Annotated in this window: 16 protein-coding genes and 1 tRNA gene; 9 read left to right on the top strand and 8 right to left on the bottom strand. The window is 66.0% G+C overall.

Annotated elements, in window-relative coordinates:
- Position 1 precedes the first annotated feature (1 nt).
- Both ACX12D_RS06820 and hpaC read right to left on the bottom strand, forming a co-directional pair.
- Entirely contained in the window at positions 2 to 1,399 is a 1,398-nt protein-coding gene (locus ACX12D_RS06820; protein WP_459373389.1) for an MFS transporter, read from the bottom strand.
- 115 nt (positions 1,400 to 1,514) lie between these two features.
- Positions 1,515 to 2,021, bottom strand: coding sequence for a 4-hydroxyphenylacetate 3-monooxygenase, reductase component (gene hpaC / locus ACX12D_RS06815; protein WP_459373388.1), 507 nt, complete (start codon positions 2,019 to 2,021; stop codon positions 1,515 to 1,517).
- Between the two features lie 270 nt (positions 2,022 to 2,291).
- On the opposite strand from hpaC, the gene ACX12D_RS06810 reads away from it, so the two are divergent.
- Positions 2,292 to 2,927, top strand: coding sequence for a response regulator transcription factor (locus ACX12D_RS06810; protein ID WP_459373386.1), 636 nt, complete (start codon positions 2,292 to 2,294; stop codon positions 2,925 to 2,927).
- A gap of 17 nt (positions 2,928 to 2,944) precedes the next feature.
- Here ACX12D_RS06810 and ACX12D_RS06805 read toward each other — a convergent pair whose 3' ends face one another.
- Entirely contained in the window at positions 2,945 to 4,444 is a 1,500-nt protein-coding gene (locus ACX12D_RS06805) for a sensor histidine kinase (RefSeq protein WP_459373384.1), read from the bottom strand.
- A 289-nt stretch (positions 4,445 to 4,733) separates the two neighbouring features.
- Here ACX12D_RS06805 and ACX12D_RS06800 point away from each other — a divergent pair, with 289 nt between their 5' ends.
- The 8 genes from ACX12D_RS06800 (at position 4,734) to ACX12D_RS06765 (ending at position 11,496) form a co-directional block, all read left to right on the top strand.
- The gene (locus ACX12D_RS06800) at positions 4,734 to 5,870 is read left to right on the top strand and encodes an acyl-CoA dehydrogenase family protein (protein ID WP_459373954.1); all 1,137 of its coding nucleotides are present in this window, start codon (positions 4,734 to 4,736) and stop codon (positions 5,868 to 5,870) included.
- A 34-nt stretch (positions 5,871 to 5,904) separates the two neighbouring features.
- Entirely contained in the window at positions 5,905 to 6,273 is a 369-nt protein-coding gene (locus ACX12D_RS06795; protein ID WP_459373383.1) for a hypothetical protein, read from the top strand.
- 4 nt (positions 6,274 to 6,277) lie between these two features.
- Positions 6,278 to 6,793: a nuclear transport factor 2 family protein gene (locus ACX12D_RS06790; RefSeq protein ID WP_459373381.1), complete on the top strand. Its 516-nt coding sequence runs from the start codon at positions 6,278 to 6,280 to the stop codon at positions 6,791 to 6,793.
- Positions 6,790 to 7,932 carry an amidase gene (locus ACX12D_RS06785; RefSeq protein WP_459373380.1) on the top strand — a complete coding sequence of 381 codons (1,143 nt, stop codon included), beginning with the start codon at positions 6,790 to 6,792 and terminating at the stop codon, positions 7,930 to 7,932. Before ACX12D_RS06790 ends, ACX12D_RS06785 begins: the two co-directional genes overlap by 4 nt.
- Positions 7,933 to 7,949: 17 nt before the next feature.
- Entirely contained in the window at positions 7,950 to 9,239 is a 1,290-nt protein-coding gene (locus ACX12D_RS06780) for an aromatic ring-hydroxylating oxygenase subunit alpha (protein ID WP_459373379.1), read from the top strand.
- The gene (locus ACX12D_RS06775) at positions 9,232 to 9,732 is read left to right on the top strand and encodes an aromatic-ring-hydroxylating dioxygenase subunit beta (RefSeq protein WP_459373378.1); all 501 of its coding nucleotides are present in this window, start codon (positions 9,232 to 9,234) and stop codon (positions 9,730 to 9,732) included. Before ACX12D_RS06780 ends, ACX12D_RS06775 begins: the two co-directional genes overlap by 8 nt.
- Positions 9,733 to 9,741: 9 nt before the next feature.
- A complete protein-coding gene (locus tag ACX12D_RS06770) occupies positions 9,742 to 10,482 on the top strand; it encodes an SDR family NAD(P)-dependent oxidoreductase (RefSeq protein WP_459373377.1) in 741 nt (246 codons plus the stop codon).
- A gap of 63 nt (positions 10,483 to 10,545) precedes the next feature.
- Complete coding sequence (locus tag ACX12D_RS06765) at positions 10,546 to 11,496, top strand: PDR/VanB family oxidoreductase (protein ID WP_459373953.1); 951 nt, start codon at positions 10,546 to 10,548, stop codon at positions 11,494 to 11,496.
- Positions 11,497 to 11,785: 289 nt separating this feature from the next.
- Here ACX12D_RS06765 and ACX12D_RS06760 read toward each other — a convergent pair whose 3' ends face one another.
- The 5 genes from ACX12D_RS06760 to ACX12D_RS06740 all read right to left on the bottom strand — a co-directional run bounded on the left by ACX12D_RS06760 (position 11,786) and on the right by ACX12D_RS06740 (position 16,107).
- A complete protein-coding gene (locus ACX12D_RS06760; protein WP_459373376.1) occupies positions 11,786 to 11,944 on the bottom strand; it encodes a DUF6538 domain-containing protein in 159 nt (52 codons plus the stop codon).
- Positions 11,945 to 12,067: 123 nt separating this feature from the next.
- Positions 12,068 to 12,161 (bottom strand) — tRNA-Ser (locus ACX12D_RS06755).
- Positions 12,162 to 12,311: 150 nt separating this feature from the next.
- Entirely contained in the window at positions 12,312 to 13,562 is a 1,251-nt protein-coding gene (locus tag ACX12D_RS06750) for an aspartate kinase (protein WP_174422792.1), read from the bottom strand.
- Between the two features lie 141 nt (positions 13,563 to 13,703).
- Positions 13,704 to 15,170, bottom strand: coding sequence for a tRNA lysidine(34) synthetase TilS (tilS, locus tag ACX12D_RS06745; RefSeq protein WP_459373375.1), 1,467 nt, complete (start codon positions 15,168 to 15,170; stop codon positions 13,704 to 13,706).
- Positions 15,136 to 16,107 carry an acetyl-CoA carboxylase carboxyltransferase subunit alpha gene (locus ACX12D_RS06740; protein ID WP_006163150.1) on the bottom strand — a complete coding sequence of 324 codons (972 nt, stop codon included), beginning with the start codon at positions 16,105 to 16,107 and terminating at the stop codon, positions 15,136 to 15,138. The genes tilS and ACX12D_RS06740 overlap by 35 nt, the downstream gene beginning before the upstream one ends.
- Positions 16,108 to 16,154: the final 47 nt, after the last annotated feature.

The following is a 16,154-nucleotide window of genomic DNA, read 5'->3' as shown; positions in this document are numbered from 1 at the left end:
ATCAGGCGCGACGATCTGCGGCGGAGCCACCGCGCGCGAACGTGACCACCACGAGCGCGCCCAGCACGAGCACCGCGGCGGCGTACAGCAGCCCCGAGGTGAAGCTGCTGGTGACATCGCGCAGGTACCCGACGATCACTGCATTCAGCGCCGCGCCGACGATGCCGGCGGCGTTGATGAACGCAATGCCGATGGCGCGGTGATTCGCGGACATGACGAGGTCGGGCAGCGTCCAGAAAATCGTCATGGACGCGTACGCACCCGCCGATGCCGCGCACAGGCCGGCAAGCTTGACCAGCGGGTCGGCGGCAAAGGACGTGAGTGCCCAGCCGGCAGCGGCGAACAGCATCGGCAGCGCGACGTGCCAGCGGCGCTCCTGGTGCTTGTCGGAACGGCGGCCCCACACGACCATCGCGGCGATGGTGACAACGTGCGGCACGGCGGTCAGCATGCCGATGGCGAGCTCGCTGCTGCCCTGGTTGAAGCTCTTGACGATCTGCGGCACCCAGGTGCTGATCATCCCCAGCGTGTTGACCAGCAGGAAGTAGGCAACGGCCAGCTTCATGACCGGCAGCGAGAAGAGCGCCTGCGTCAGCGACACCTCCTGGCCTCCCACCTTCCGGACCGGACTGCTGGCCGCATCCTTTTCCATCATCGCTGCCAGCCGCGCGCGCTCGGCCGGTGTCAGCCACTTTGCCTTGGCCGGCGTGTCATCCAGATACAGCCAGACCACAATGCCGAGCAGCGCCGACGGCAGGCCTTCCAGCATGAACAGCCATTGCCAGCCGTGCAGCCCGTGCAAGCCGTCGAGCTTCAGCAGGTAGCCGGAAACGATGGCGCCGATTGCCGACGTGACCGGCATCGCGATCATGAAGAAGGCGTTGGCACGCGCGCGATGCGCCGCCGGGAACCAGAACGTCATGTACAGCAGGACGCCGGGCAGGAAGCCCGCTTCCGTAATGCCCACGAGAATGCGCAGGACGTAGAGGCTGTTGGCATCCCAGGCCAACATCGTCGCCGTGGAGGCGAGTCCCCACGCCACCATGATCGTCGCGATCCAGCGGCGCGCGCCGAGCTTGCCGAGCATGATGTTGCTCGGGATCCCGAACAGGATGTAGGCGCCGTAGAACACGGTGGACGCCAGGCCGAAGGCCGTAGCCGACAGGCCGAGGTCGCGCCCCATGGTCAGTCCCGCGAAGCCGATGTTGATGCGGTCGAGGAACGAGAACACGAACAGTACGAACAGGAAGCCGATCAGCCGCCGGTAGATCTTCCCGACGACGGCTTCGTCCGCCGCGGCATCCTCCGCATGGACGTCGCCGGAACGCTTGCCCGCCTGGAGCTGCGATACGGCGGGGGCTGGCTTGGCATCGATCGTCAGATCGCCATCTGGTCTCATGACTTGTCTCCTTTCTCTTCTGTGGTGGATGGCAGGCGCGACGGCTGCGGCGGGCTGATGCCTCTGTCAAACCGCGGTGCCGTGCGGTCCAGTGTCGCGCCGTGTCCGGGCGCCGCTATCGCGAACGCTGCACGCGGTGGAAATCCCGGTTGAAATACACCAGGCCGCCCCCCTCTTCGTTGACCGCGATGCGGTCGAGCGTGACAAAGACCACCGAATGCGACCCCACCTCCTTGCAGTCGCTGATGGTGCCTTGCAGCTTGACGATGGCGTCGCGCAGGGCCGGCTGGTCGGCGTCGCAGTCGTCCCAGATGTCCCAGATGTCCCAGGAGAAGCGGTCCTCCATCGGCACCTTGGTCATGCCGGAAAAGTGCCTGGCAAGATCCTCCTGCTCGCTGCTCAGCACATTGACGCAAAGGCGGCCATTGCGCTGAAAAATGCCGCACGAGGCACTGTCGCGGTTGACGCAGACTAGGATCGTCGGCGGTGAATCGGTCACCGAGCACACGGCGCTGGCGGTGATGCCGCACCGGCCTGCGTCTCCCTGGGTGGTGACGATATTGACCCCTGCGGGCAGGTGCGCCATGGCCTGGCGGAATTCAGTTTGATTGACGGCATTCATCGGGGGCTCGCTATGGGGGTGCTGTCGGTCCTGTTGCCGACCTCATGGCCGGCTTCTACGAAAGCTTAGGGCAATGCCCCCGCCGCCCGCTATTCATAGGATCTACCCTGATTCACAGGGTTATGCGCCACCTTCTACGTGTTTTCTTTATCGTGGGCCCGGTAGTACCTGGTGTACGCTTAAACCTCAAGCACCTTGCCGGGCAGAACACACACCAGATGCGCATCGGCCAGGATGAATTCGGCATTCTCTACAAAAAGCGCCTCCTTCATGACCGCTACATCGGCTATCGTCTACATCGTCGACGATGACAAAGACCTTCGCACCTCCCTGGCCTGGCTCCTCGAGACAGTGTCCGTCCAGGCCGAGTGCCTTGCCGGCGCGCGAGAATTCCTGGCCGCCTACGATCCAAGGCGGCCGGCCTGCCTGGTACTTGATGTGCGCATGCCCGAGACCGGCGGCTTCCAGCTCCAGCAGATCCTCAATGACAGAGGCGCTACGCTGCCGATCATCTTCGTCTCGGCGCACGGCGACATCCCGATGTCGGTGAAGGCGCTGCAGAACGGCGCCATCGACTTTGTCGAGAAGCCTTACAACCCGCAGCAGATGCTGGAGAGGATCCAGGGCGCATTGAAGCAGGCCGTGCAGATGCACGACAGCGCCGAGCAGCGCCAGAAGATCCGCGCCAAGCTGGACAAGCTGACCACACGCGAGCAGGAGATCCTGTGCCGCGTGCTCGACGGCAAGGCAAGCAAGGTCATTGCCGACGAACTGCACATCAGCGTGAAGACGGTTGACGTCCACCGCACCAAGATTCGCGAGAAGCTCGGCGTGGTGAGCACGGCCACGCTGGTGCGGGAGGTGATGGAGGTCTGGGCGTCGTCGAAGACCGGCGCGGTGGGCTAGCACGCCGGCCAGCACGGCTAGCTGCCCGCCGGCTCCCCGCACAGCGGCACCGAGAATGCGAACGACGTGCCGAACGGCACGCGGTTCTGCGCCCAGATTTCGCCCCGGTGCCGCGACACGATGCTCTTGCAGAGCGCCAGCCCGATGCCGTTGCCGCCCGGCTTGCCAGAGAAGAAGCCGTCGAAGATCCGCTTGCTCGCCGCCTGCGGCAGTCCGCGCCCGAGGTCGTGCACGATCAGCATGGCCTTGTCACCATGATCGCCCGTCGTGCAGGTTTCGATGCGCAGCGTGCGCCGGTCCGGTGGCAGCGCCGCCATCTCCTCGATCGCATTGAACGCGATATTCAGGATCACCTGGCCGATCAGCACCTTCTCGCAGTTGATCGGCAGCGCCTGCGGCGACAGTGCCAGTTCCAGCCTGACGTCCGCCTCCTCGCACTTCAGCGAGATGAAGTAGGCGCTGTCATGGACGATGTCGTTCAGGTCCGCCAGCGCCTCGGCCTGCTCCAGCTTGACGACGTACTCGCGGATACTCTTGATGATCAGCGACGCGTGTTCCACCTGGCGTGCGGCCGCCTCCAGGCCGAAGCGGATCGAGTCCGGGTTGGCCTGGTTCCTCGCCAGCCGCATGGAGACGCCTTCGATGAAGTTGCGCGTGGCCGCCAGCGGCTGGCTCAGTTCGTGCGCAATGGTCATCGCCATTTCGCCCATCGCGTTGTAGCGCGCGCGGTACTCGATCTCGCGCTCGCGTTCGCGCTCCAACGATTCGGCCTCGACCAGCTCGGTCACGTCGCGGAACAGCAGCAGGTAGCCGCTGACGTCGTCCTCGATTTCCACGTAGCGCGTGACCGCCTGGTGCCAGCGCAGCTCGCCCATTGCCGTGCGCACCTGAAAGCGCGTGGAGAATGAGCCGCGCGTGGCCGCATCGGGCGCGACGTGGTCGCGGAGCACCTCCAGTAACGGGGCTTCGCACAGGCTGTCGATCGCTGCTCCGAGCAGGTCGCCCTCGACGCGCCCGAGAATCCGGCACCCTGATTCGCTCACGTACGCCACGTACCCGCCGCGATCGACCACGAGAACCCCTTCGGCCAGGTCCTGCATGAATGCCCTGAGCCGGCTTTCCGAGCGCCGCAGTTCGCGCTTGAGCGCTTCTTCCGCCGCAATATCGCGGAACTGCACCATCAGCACGTCGCGCGCCTCGAGTGACACGCGCGTGGCGATGGCTTCCGACAGGATCTCGTCGCCGTTCTTGGCGCGATAGCACCACTCAATCACGCTCTGGCCGGTGCGGACCGCTTCGTCGAGCCACTGGAGCCCGACCTCGCGCCGGTACTTCTCCGCAGTGCTGGTCATGTCCGGCGCCTTCAGTGCCGGAAATTCCTCGAGCGTGAAGCCCAGCGTCTCACGCGCGGCATGGTTCGCCCACAGGATGGATTTGGTTTCGGCGTCATGGAGGATCACGCGCAACGTCAGCGCCTCGACCATGCGAAAGAAGTCGTCTTGTCCGAATCGATACATATTGCCTCGAGCCATGCCAGTGGAATGAATCAACCCGCAGCGTACCGCCGGCAGACCCTGGACCCCTATAGGTAATTTCTTTACGCATCCACGGGAAACTGCGCAGCAATGCACGCCCCGCTCCAATTGTTGCCGCCCGGGCGCCGTCGATAGACTGCTCTCAACGGTCCATGCCGTCAGAACCGGCTCCCCGGCCGGTCCCTTAGCCGGCCTACGCAATCCACCGGAGACAACCATGCTGCATTCCGCTGTGTCGGATAGCCTTCTCAACCAGCACCCCGGCGTCGCCATGCCCTACGCCGCGCAGACCGAGCCGCACCAGGCCGCGCTCGACCGCCTGCTGGCCGAAATCCGCGCCCGCCGCGAAGAATTTGATGCAAAGCGGCACGTGCCGCGGGACATGGTAGCCCAGCTGAAGCAACTGGGCGTCTACCGCGCCGCCACGCCGCGCTGCTTCGGCGGCGATGCGTGCTCGCCCGCGGAATTCCTCAGGCTGATCGAGACCATTTCCGAAGCCGACGGCTCCGCCGGCTGGGTGGCCAGTTTCGGCTCGGCCGCCGTCTACCTCGCCGCCCTGCCGCACGCTACCCTCGCCAGCCTTTATGCCAATGGCCCGGACGTCGCGTTCGCCGGCGGCCTGTTCCCGATCCAGCCGGCCAAGAAGGTGGACGGCGGCTACCGCGTCAATGGCCTGTGGAAGTTCGCCAGCGGCTGCAAGGGCGCGGACATCCTGGGGGTCGGCATCGGCGCCGGCGATGGCGGCAAGCCGCGTACTGCCGTGCTGCGGCCCGAAGACGTGGAAATCGTCGAGAACTGGGAAGTGATCGGCCTGCGCGGCACCGGCAGCCACGACCTGCGCGTCAAGGATGCCTTTGTCGCCGACGAGTGGACCTTCGTGCGCGGCGGTACGCCAACCATCGATGAACCGCTGTACCGCTATCCGTCCATCGCCTACGCCGCGCAGGTGCTGGCGGTGGTCAGCCTGGGCGTTGCCCGCGCCGCGCTGGATGAAGTGTCGCGCATGGCCGGCGGCCGCACCGGGATCACCGGCGCACCGAAGATGGCCGACCGCGCGTACCTGCGCATCTCGGTCGCCAAGGCCGAAGCCGAACTGCGCTCGGCCCGTGCCTTCTTCTACGACGCCACCGAGTCCGCCTGGGTCACGATCCTCAAGGGCGACAACCTCACCCCCGAACAGACCAGCCTGCTGCGCCTGTCGGCCGTGCAGGCGACCCGCGCCGGCGCCAGCGCCGTGCAGGCGGCCTACCTGCTGGCCGGTACCGCCGCCATCTACGACGGCCACCCGCTGCAGCGCTACCTGCGCGACGCGATGGTCGTCACGCAGCACGCCTTCCTCGGCGAAGGCCTGTACGACGCCGCCGGCGCTGTCAGCCTCGGCGTGCCGCCGATGCCCGGCTACATCTGAATTGCCACTCGAACCAACACCGACCGGAGCCAGTATGTCGCAACCTGCCCAAAGCCCCCTGCGCGTCCTCTTCTGCATTGGCATCACGCAGAACTTCTTCGACCTGCCGACCGGCCATGGCATTGAAGTGTGGAAAGGATTCAGCGCCATGATGAAGTCGATGGGCGCCATACCCGGCGTCTCCATCCTCGGCGCTATCGACGACGACCGCCTGATGGTCGGCCCGTCCACCACGTCGCCGTGGACCGTGTACATCATGGCCGACGTGAAGGACTACGACACCGTCGTCGCCGCCTGCAACCTGTTCCGCACGACACCGGTCGGCGAGCACAGCCTGTGGCGCTACGCCAAGATCGAGGCACGCGTGGGCCGCGCGCTCGAGATTCCGGCCGAAGCCGCCTGACGCCATGACGAAAACGCAGATCCCCGCCAGCGTCGACGACCTCAGCCGGCGCATGGCAGCCCTCGAAGCCGAAGGCGCGGCACGCCGTACGCTGTCCCGCTACATGTCGCTGTGCGACGTGCCGGCGCCGGCTGACGCCTGCAACGGCGACGGCGAACTGCCGGCGCTGTTCACCGACGACGCCGTATGGGAAGGCGTGGGCACGGAATACGCGTCCGGCTTCGGTCGCCACGTCGGCCCCGCCGCCATCGGCGGGTTCCTGCGCAAGTACCTGCCGCCCGTGCCGCATTTCCAGCGCAACGTGCATTGCCTCACCAGCGAGGCGATGGTCGCTGACGGCGACGTCGTGCGCGGCCGCTGGATCATGCAGCAACTGTCTGTCTATGTCGGCGGCAAGACCGAGCTGATCTCGGCGCGGCTGGCAGTCAAATTCGCCATCGGCAGCGACGGCGCGGCACGCATGCGGCATTTCCAGACAGAGCGGCTGTCGTGCCTGACGCTCGCGGAGGCACCGCAATGACCGCCTTTGTCTCGCGCTTCCGCCTCGGTGGCGACGGCCCCGCCATCGCCATCAAGGATTCGATCGACATCGCGGGCTACCCGACGGTGGCAGGCAGCCGGGCACTGAGCAACGCCGCGCCGGCCGCCGCGCACGCGGACGTTGTCGCTCGCCTCGTCGAGGCAGGCTGGTCGATCGTCGGCAAGACCACGATGCACGAGCTCGCGTTCGGCATCTCGGGTATCAACAACTTTGCCGGTACGCCGCTCAACGCGCATGCGCCGGACCGCATTCCGGGTGGCTCGTCCAGCGGCTCCGCCGCTGCGGTCGCCGCGGGCGAAGTCCGCATCGCGCTGGGCACCGATACCGGCGGCTCCATCCGCATGCCCGCTGCCTGCTGTGCCGTGGCCGGACTGAAACCGACCTTCGGCCGCGTCAGCCGCCGCGGCGCGCATCCGGCAGAGTCGTCGCTGGATTGCGTCGGCCCGTTCGCGGACTCGGTCGAGGGCATCGTCGCAGCGATGGCGGTGATCGCGCCGGACTTCGACCCGGTGCAGGCACGCGACAGCGGCAAGCGCTTGCGCATCGGGCTGCTGGACTACGTGCAGGCCGATCCCGCCATCCTCGACGCCGTCGCCAGCGCACTGTGCAAGGCCGGCTTCGACACCCAGCGTGTGAGCCTCGACGACATGGCCGCCGCCTACCGGGCCGGCATGCAGGTCATCAACTTCGAGACCTGGTCCGCCTTCGGACACCTGACCGGCGCCGGGGCGCTGCAGCCCGACGTCGAGCAGCGCCTGCTGGCCGCCAGTGTCGTCAGCCTTGACGACGTCGGGCAGGCGGAAGCCGTGCGCCGCGCCTTCACGTCGCAGGTCGATGCCGTGCTCGGCCGGGTGGACGCCATCGTGCTGCCCACCCTGCCCGAACTCCCGCCGACCCTCGCGGCAGTCTACGCTGGCGCACCAATACTCGGCCTGACGTCGTTGGTCCGCCCCTTCAACCTGAGCGGCCATCCCGCGCTCACGCTGCCCGTGCCGGTCGCCGGCGTTGCCATCAAGGCGGGCCTGCAACTGGTGGGCCGCAAGGGCGAGGACGAGACGCTTTGCGCCATCGCATCCCGGATTGAACGCGCCATCGCTGCCGATGGCGCCTCCCAATGACCTCACGGAGAACTAGCATGTGTTCCCACGACAACTACCAGCCGGTGACGTTCACGGTCAAGCCTGAGCAACTGGTGCAGGACGACCGCGTCGACGGTTCGATGTACTACGACCCGGCGCTGTTCGAAACCGAACTCGAACGCATCTTCTACAAGACCTGGGTCTGGGTCGCGCACGAAAGCGAGATCCGTAACCCCGGCGATTTCCGCACCACGAAGATCGGCCGCCAGCCCGTCATCGTCGTGCGCGACAAGACCGGCGCGATCCGCGTGCTCGAAAACCGCTGCCGCCATCGCGGCGCCACGGTGTGCGAAAAGTCCAAGGGCAACGTCAGCGGCTTCACCTGCCCGTACCACAGCTGGTCCTACGCCCTGGACGGCAAGCTGCGCGCCCTGCCCTATCCGGACGGCTACGAGGACATCCTCGACAAGTCCGAACTGCCGCTGCGTTCGCTGCGCGTGGACAGCTACGCCGGCATGGTGTTCGCCTGCTTCAACCAGGACGTGGAGCCGCTGAGCGACTTCCTCGGCGAAGCCAGGCACTGGATCGACCTGTTCATGAAACAGGGCGCCGGCTATCCGATCAAGACGCAGGGCGAACACAAGTTCAGCTTCCGCGGCAACTGGAAGATCCAGCTCGAGAACACCACCGACGGCTACCACTTCCCGATCGTGCACAAGTCGTGGATGTCGTCGGTCGATGAAGAGACGTCCGAGATGCTGTCGTTCATGACCGACGAGAAGGCCGTCACCCATGCGCTTGGCAACGGGCACAGCGTGATGGTGATGGTGCCCGAGCATGTCGATCTCGACCAGGACGACGGCACCGAGCAGCTTCAGGAACGCTTCGCCCACATCGCCGAGGCCCTGTCGAAGGAGATGCCGCCCAAGCAGGTCCGCCGCATCGTCCGCTCGCTGCACGGCGCAGGCTTCAACCTGAACCTGTTCCCCAACGTGGCGATGTCGATGGCGTTCTTCCGCGTGCTGCATCCGGTGTCGGCCACCGAGACCGAGATTCGCCACGTGGCGCTCGGCATGGACGGCGGCCCGGAGATCGCCAACCGCGAGCGCCTGCGCATCCATGAGCACTTCCAGGGCCCGTTCGGCTTTGGCAGCCCGGACGACGCCGAAGCCTGGGAACGCGTGCAACGCGGCGCGTATGCCGGCAAGAACGTGCCGATCCTGGTCAACCGCGGCCTGAACCGCGAAATCGTTGCTGGAAACGGCGACAAGGTCTCGCACGCCACCGACGAAGGCGGCATGCGCGAAGCCTATCGGATGTGGAAAAGGATGATGAGCGATGAATAATGCCAACGAACTGAACCGGGTCACGCCCTCGTTGCAACTGGCCGCCGAGTTCATCTGGTGCGAGGCCGAGCTGCTGGATCGCAAGGACTACAAGCACTGGGCCGACCTGTGGAGCGAAAACGGCCGCTACGTGATTCCCATCGATCCGGACACGACCGATTTCGAAGCCGCGCTGAACTACGCCTACGACGATGCCCGCATGCGCGCCATGCGCATCGAGCGCCTGACGTCCGGCCACTCGGTCTCGGCCGTGGATGCGGCGCGCACGGTGCGTACCGTGTCGCGCTTCACTGAAGTGTCGAGCGAGGCTGACGTCATCGAGGTCCGTTCCGCGCAGATCCTGGTCGCCTACAAGCGCGAGCGCCACACGCTGTTCGCCGCCGACCTGACCCACCGCCTGCGCTTCACGCAGGCCGGCATCCGGCTCGAACAGAAGGTGGTCCGCCTGATCAACTCCACCGACAGCCTCAACGCTCTCGGCTTCCTGCTGTAAGGAGACGCGATGAAGCGAGTTGCCCTGATCACCGGCGGTGCGCGCGGCCTTGGCGAGGTCATCGCCCGCCGCATGCATGCGGCCGGCTACCGTGTGGCCATCGGTGACCTCAATGCGCAGGACGCCGCAGCGGTGGCGCATTCGCTGGATCCTGCGGGCGAGACCGCCCTGGCACTCACCCTCGACGTGACCGACAAGTCCGCGTTCGAGTCGGCCAGGGCCGCACTGGAAGAACGCTGGGGCGGTACCGACGTGCTGGTCAACAACGCCGGCAAGTCGCAGGTGTCGGCGCTGATGGACATCAGCCCCGAAGAGTTCGACCAGGTGGTGGCCATCAATCTGCGCGGCACCTTTGTCGGCTCGCAGGTGTTCGGTGCGCACTTCGCCGCGCGGGGCTTCGGCCGGATCGTCAACATCGGCTCGCTGGCCGGCCAGAACGGCGGCACGGCCACCGGCGCGCATTACGCGGCGGCCAAGGGCGGCGTGGGCGTGCTGACCAAGATCTTCGCGCGTGAACTGGCGCCGCACGGCGTGACGGTGAACTGCGTGTCGCCCGGCCCGCTCGACCTGCCGATCGTCCACGAGACCGTCCCGCGTGAACGCCTGGAGGCGATCTGCAAGACGATCCCGGTCCAGCGGCTGGGGTCGCCGGAGTATGTGGCGGATGTGGTGCTGCTGCTCGCCGCCGACTCCGCGGGCGCGGTCACCGGCGCCAACTGGGATGCGAACGGCGGCCTGCTGATGCGCTAGGCGCCGAAGGCATCCGCGCGTCTCAGCCTGAATCAAGATAGCCGTTCTGGAAGGGTAGTCATGTTGAAAGTCAGAGTCGAAAAGGTTGTGGAAGAGGCGGTCGGCATCCGTTCGTACCGTCTTGTGCCCTGTGATGGCGCGGCGCTCGCCCCTTACGAGCCGGGTGCCCACGTGGATGTGCTCGGGCCGACCGGCGTCACACGCCAGTATTCCCTGTGCAGCCCGCCCGACGATACGTCCGGCTACCTGATCGCGGTGAAGCGGGAAGATGCGTCGCGCGGTGGCTCCGAGGCCCTGCACGACGTGGTGCAGGAAGGCGCGGAGCTAGCGATCAGCGCCCCGCGCAACCTGTTCAGCCTGGCACCGCAGGCGAGCCAGTACCTGCTGTTTGCCGCCGGCATCGGCATCACGCCGCTGCTGAGCATGGCTTACAAGCTCAATCACGAGAAGCGCCCCTACCACCTGCACTACTTTGCTCGCTCGCGCGAGCGCGCCGCCTTCCTGCGGCTGCTGGAATCCGCGCCGTTTGACGGCAAGGTGACGCTGCACATCGGCATCGAGCGCGACGCGCTCGGCCACCTGCTGGCCAACTGCATAGCGGGAGCCGGCGCGGGCGCGCTGGCCTACACCTGCGGCCCCTCCGCCTTCATGGCACGCGTGGTCGAGGAAGGCGAACGCGTGCTTGGCCCCGACAACGTGCACCTGGAGCACTTCCAGGCCGACCCGCCGGCGGCCGGCCTGCCCACCGGCGCGTTCGAGGCCGAGCTGGCGCAGAGCGGCAAGGTCATCGTCGTCCCGGAAGGCACGACGCTGGTCGACGCGCTGATCGCCGCTGGCTGCGACATCGACACCGAATGCCGCGAAGGCATCTGCGGCACGTGCGTGGTGCCAGTGCTCGATGGCGAGCCAGATCACCGCGACAACTGCCTCTCGAAGAAAGAGAAGGCCTCCAACAAGCAGATCTGTGCCTGCGTGTCGCGTGCGCGCACGGCACGGATCGTACTGGACCTGTAGTACGCATCTCCTTGCGTGACGTGAAGTGAAGTCTAGTAATCGTGATACTTCGGCGAAGTAATGTTGGTACGGGTCTTTGGGAGCGCCCATTTCTTCCCTCATGACTTAGGCGCTATGGCGGCCTTTCCGGCGGGAGGTAGCGGACGCCTGCGTGACTTGCCTAGGTCCAGGGGCCGGGCCAGTCGAAACAGGGATCAGCTTGCCGGCAACGTCTACGAAGTCGGTATCGTCAGGCCATGCTGCCGGGCCGGATGGCTCTGCCCTCATGGCCTGCCATTCGTCATCAAGCTCAACAGATATTGCGTGCCAGACGTTCGGCCTCGGGACGATCCTTTGTGCCCAAGCTGCGGATAATCTCGCGCTTGCCGCTGTGCTGCTCAATGAGGTCTAGGGGAATTTTGCGGCGGAAGTAATACACGCTGCCGCGAAGCTGGATGTTCGTTGCCATTCGGGTTCTCACAGGTACCGGTGTAACACCTGCGCGGCATAGTGTACCGCCTGAACCCCGCCCCAAAAAACAAAACCCCGGAAGACCGCAATCTTCCGGGGTTCCGCCGCCAATACGATGTAGTGGCGGAGACGGAGGGATTCGAACCCTCGATCCAGGTTTTGGCCCGGATGCTCCCTTAGCAGGGGAGTGCCTTCGACCTCTCGGCCACGTCTCCCAAATCTGCCGTTGTGTGAGGGAGGCCACACAACGAAGCGCGTATTCTATCGGGCCAATTTCAATTGGTCAACGGTGATTCGATGACTAATTTAAAAAACTTGCACAGCCCGTTAGAAGCGCAGGCCGCAAGCAGCCTGCCTTGCATGGATCACGCCTGATCCAGCTCGAACACCTTATGCAGCGCGCGCACGGCGAGCTCCATGTACTTCTCGTCGATCAGCACCGAGATCTTGATTTCCGAGGTGGAGATCATCTGGATGTTGATGCCTTCTTCGGACAGCGTGCGGAACATCTTGCTGGCGATGCCGACGTGCGAGCGCATGCCCACGCCGACTACCGAGACCTTCGACACCTTCGGGTCGCCCGATACGCTGGCGGCGCCGATATGTGCCTTCACGCCGTCGTTGAGGATGGCAAGCGCGCGCTGGTATTCGCCGCGCGGCACGGTGAAGGTGAAGTCGGTCTTGCCGTCGACGGACTGGTTCTGGATGATCATGTCGACGTCGATGTTGGCGTCGGCTACCGGGCCCAGGATCTGGTATGCGATGCCGGGCTTGTCGGGCACGCCCAGGACGGTGATCTTCGCCTCGTCACGGGCAAAGGCGATGCCGGAGATGACGGCTGCTTCCATTTCAGAATTTTCCTCAAAAGTGATCAGCGTGCCCGAGTGCATTTCTTGCTCGAGGGGCATCAGGGGGTCGGTGAGCGACGACAGCACGCGGGTCTTCACGCGGTACTTGCCGGCGAATTCCACCGAACGGATCTGCAGCACCTTGGAGCCCAGGCTGGCCATTTCCAGCATTTCCTCGAAGGTGATCTGGTCCAGGCGGCGAGCGTCTTCGACCACGCGCGGATCGGTGGTGTAGACCCCGTCCACGTCGGTGTAGATCAGGCATTCCTCAGCCTCGATGGCGGCGGCGATCGCCACGGCCGAGGTGTCGGAACCACCGCGGCCAAGCGTGGTGATGTTGCCGTTGTCGTCGATGCCCTGGAAGCCCGTGACCACCACCACGCGCCCGGCGTCGAGATCGGCCAGGATGCGCTCGTCATCGATGGACTCGATGCGGGCCTTGGTGTGGGACGAGTCGGTCTTCACCGGCACTTGCCAGCCGGTGTAGCTGATCGCGTCGACGCCCTCGCTTTGCAGCGCAATCGCGAGCAACGCGGAACTGGCTTGCTCGCCGGTGGCGGCCAGCATATCCAGCTCGCGCGGGCTCGGCTGCGCCGAAATTTCCTTGGCAAGGCCAAGCAAGCGATTGGTTTCGCCTGACATGGCCGAAGGCACCACGACTACGCGGTGACCTGCACGATGCCATTTGGCAACGCGCTTGGCGACATTCTTGATGCGTTCCGGAGAACCCATCGAAGTGCCACCGTATTTGTGAACGATGAGAGCCATCTGTTTGTCGACACCAGCGATTGTGCAAACCCTTGAAAATACACGAAGGGGAGCACCAAGGCAAGGTGTGGGCGGCTCGGACGACGGCCACGGCAAGTGGCGCGCGAGGAATATTGCGGGCGGAACGCAGCTTGCCGCGGCTTATTCGATGGCTGCGCCCTGCCCGGGCGATCCAACCGGCTCGACCCACTCGACCCATTCGACACGCCAGCGCGGCGCGGCCGGCGCATCCGGCCAGCGCCGGTGCATGCCCAGGCCCGCCGCGAACACGAGCTGATCGCCCGACCACAGCAGCGGCAGCCGCGCGCGCCGTGCCATCGGCACGCCAGCCTCCTGGTAGGCCTGCTTGAGCGCGCGCGCGGGCCCGCCCGGGCGCAGCACGATGCGCTCGCCGCCTTGGCGCGCGGCAAGGCGCAGGGGCCGGCGCAGCGCTGCCTCCGGCAGGCCGAAGGTATCGTCGCGCGTAAAGCGCAGCTCGCCGTGCCACGCAGGCACGGCCACGCGGGCCTCGCCCTGCCAGTGCAGCGCCAGGTCTTCAGACTCGATGGCTGGTCCCGCGCGCCGGGCCAGCACGCGCCCCCGGAAGCGATGCAGCATCAGCGTCTCGTGCTGGATGGCGGGCTCGCCGCCTTCATGCTCGATCAGTTGCGCGCGCATGGCGGCCAGCCGCGCGGTGGACGGGGCCTGCGTGCCAAGCTCGCGCAGCCACAGGCGCAGCACGGCGTCGGCCTCGGCCGGCGGCAGCGCGCGCAACCCAGCAAGATCGAGTTCCGCCAGCGTGCTGGCATCGCGCGGCGTGCGCACCAGCCCCGCCATCCATTGCGTGGCCAGCGCATCGAGCAATTCGCCGGCCTGCGCCAGGTGCGCGGCGGCTTGCGCCACATTGGCGCGCAACGCGGGAAACGCCGCGGCCAGCGCGGGCATGTGCTGCCTCAGCGCGTTGCGGGCGAATCGGGAATCGTCATTGGAAGGATCGTCGATCCAGGGGAGCGCGTTCACGGCGCAGTACGCATCGATCTCGTCGCGGCCGACCTCGAGCCACGGACGCAGCAAGACGATCTGCTGCCTTGCCCCAAGCCTGCGCAGGCGCGGCATGCCGCCAAGCCCGGCCAGCCCGGCGCCGCGAAACAAGCGCAACAGCACGGTCTCGACCTGGTCGTCCAGGTGATGGGCAAACAGCAGCAACTCTGCCCCTGCCTCGTCGCACATGGATTCGAGCGCCGCGTAGCGCGCGCGGCGCGCCGCCGCCTCCAGCCCTTCGCCCTGCCCCTGGCTGACCGAGACACGCTGGCTGTAAAACGGCAGTTGCCAGTCGGCGCACAGCGTCGCGCAGAACACGTCCCACTGGTCCGCCTCGGCCTGCAGGCCATGATGCACATGCAGCGCCACCACACGCAGCGGCAGCGACGACGCCACCACCGCCGCACGCAGCGCGTGCAGCAGCGCGACCGAATCGCGTCCGCCGGAGAGTGCCACCGCCACCGTGCCTGCCCGTGCGCCGTCGCCAGAAACAACAAAGGCCGCACCGGCCTGAAGCGCCTGTGCGACCTTGTCGGTCAAGCCGGCGGACGGGTCAGCCCGGTGCGCCGGTTTCCTTGAACTTGCCATAGGCCAGCAGACGCTCATGACGGCGCGCCTGCAGCTCCTTCACGCTCATGCCCTGGAACTGGCGCAGCGAATCCGCCAGCGAACGCTTGAGCATGGCTGCCATGCCCTTGACGTCGCGGTGCGCGCCACCCAGCGGCTCGCTGACGATCTTGTCGATCAGGCTGAGCGCCTTGAGGCGGTGCGCGGTCAGGCCGAGGGCTTCGGCAGCTTCCGGCGCCTTTTCGGCGGTCTTCCACAGGATCGACGCGCAGCCTTCCGGCGAGATCACGGCGTAGGTGGCGAACTGCAGCATCTGCACCACGTCGCCCACGGCAATCGCCAGTGCGCCGCCCGAGCCGCCCTCACCGATGATGGTGGCGATCAGGGGCACCTTGAGGCCGGCCATGACGTAAAGATTGTGGCCGATGGCTTCGGACTGTCCGCGCTCTTCGGCGTCGATGCCGGGGAATGCACCCGGGGTGTCGACGAAGGTGAAGATCGGCAGGCCGAACTTGTCGGCGAGTTCCATCAGGCGCTTGGCCTTGCGATAGCCCTCGGGCTTGGACATGCCGAAGTTGCGCAGCGCGCGCTCCTTGGTGTCGCGGCCCTTCTGGTGGCCCATCACCATGCACGCCTGCCCGTTGAAGCGGGCCAGGCCGCCCACGATCGACAGATCGTCGGCAAAGGCGCGGTCGCCGTGCAGTTCGTGGAAATCGGTGAAGATCTCCCGCACATAGTCCAGCGTGTAAGGACGCTGCGGGTGCCGGGCGATCTGTGCCACCTGCCATGGGGTCAGGTTGGCGTAGATGTCCTTGGTAAGCTGCTGGCTCTTGCCGGCCAGCCGCGAAATCTCTTCGGAGATATCGACAGCCGAATCGTCCTGCACAAATCGCAGTTCTTCGATCTTTGCCTCGAGTTCGGCAATCGGCTGCTCAAAATCTAGGAAGGTGGTTTTCATGAGACTCGCGTACCTGTCTGTGAAGGAGCGCATTCTACCGGAATTCG

It is taken from the genome of Cupriavidus sp. PET2-C1 (assembly GCF_054515855.1).
Note: the sequence above shows the minus strand (reverse complement) of the source record. Positions and strands in the feature narration are given on the sequence as shown.

What these genes read in the sequence shown, in the direction of transcription:
- ACX12D_RS06820 (WP_459373389.1), bottom strand. Translation starts at nt 1,399, where the DNA reads ATGAGACCAGATGGCGATCTGACGATCGATGCCAAGCCAGCCCCCGCC.
- hpaC (WP_459373388.1), bottom strand. Translation starts at nt 2,021, where the DNA reads ATGAATGCCGTCAATCAAACTGAATTCCGCCAGGCCATGGCGCACCTG.
- ACX12D_RS06810 (WP_459373386.1), top strand. Translation starts at nt 2,292, where the DNA reads ATGACCGCTACATCGGCTATCGTCTACATCGTCGACGATGACAAAGAC.
- ACX12D_RS06805 (WP_459373384.1), bottom strand. Translation starts at nt 4,444, where the DNA reads ATGTATCGATTCGGACAAGACGACTTCTTTCGCATGGTCGAGGCGCTG.
- ACX12D_RS06800 (WP_459373954.1), top strand. Translation starts at nt 4,734, where the DNA reads ATGCCCTACGCCGCGCAGACCGAGCCGCACCAGGCCGCGCTCGACCGC.
- ACX12D_RS06795 (WP_459373383.1), top strand. Translation starts at nt 5,905, where the DNA reads ATGTCGCAACCTGCCCAAAGCCCCCTGCGCGTCCTCTTCTGCATTGGC.
- ACX12D_RS06790 (WP_459373381.1), top strand. Translation starts at nt 6,278, where the DNA reads ATGACGAAAACGCAGATCCCCGCCAGCGTCGACGACCTCAGCCGGCGC.
- ACX12D_RS06785 (WP_459373380.1), top strand. Translation starts at nt 6,790, where the DNA reads ATGACCGCCTTTGTCTCGCGCTTCCGCCTCGGTGGCGACGGCCCCGCC.
- ACX12D_RS06780 (WP_459373379.1), top strand. Translation starts at nt 7,950, where the DNA reads ATGTGTTCCCACGACAACTACCAGCCGGTGACGTTCACGGTCAAGCCT.
- ACX12D_RS06775 (WP_459373378.1), top strand. Translation starts at nt 9,232, where the DNA reads ATGAATAATGCCAACGAACTGAACCGGGTCACGCCCTCGTTGCAACTG.
- ACX12D_RS06770 (WP_459373377.1), top strand. Translation starts at nt 9,742, where the DNA reads ATGAAGCGAGTTGCCCTGATCACCGGCGGTGCGCGCGGCCTTGGCGAG.
- ACX12D_RS06760 (WP_459373376.1), bottom strand. Translation starts at nt 11,944, where the DNA reads ATGGCAACGAACATCCAGCTTCGCGGCAGCGTGTATTACTTCCGCCGC.
- ACX12D_RS06750 (WP_174422792.1), bottom strand. Translation starts at nt 13,562, where the DNA reads ATGGCTCTCATCGTTCACAAATACGGTGGCACTTCGATGGGTTCTCCG.
- tilS (WP_459373375.1), bottom strand. Translation starts at nt 15,170, where the DNA reads ATGGCAAGTTCAAGGAAACCGGCGCACCGGGCTGACCCGTCCGCCGGC.
- ACX12D_RS06740 (WP_006163150.1), bottom strand. Translation starts at nt 16,107, where the DNA reads ATGAAAACCACCTTCCTAGATTTTGAGCAGCCGATTGCCGAACTCGAG.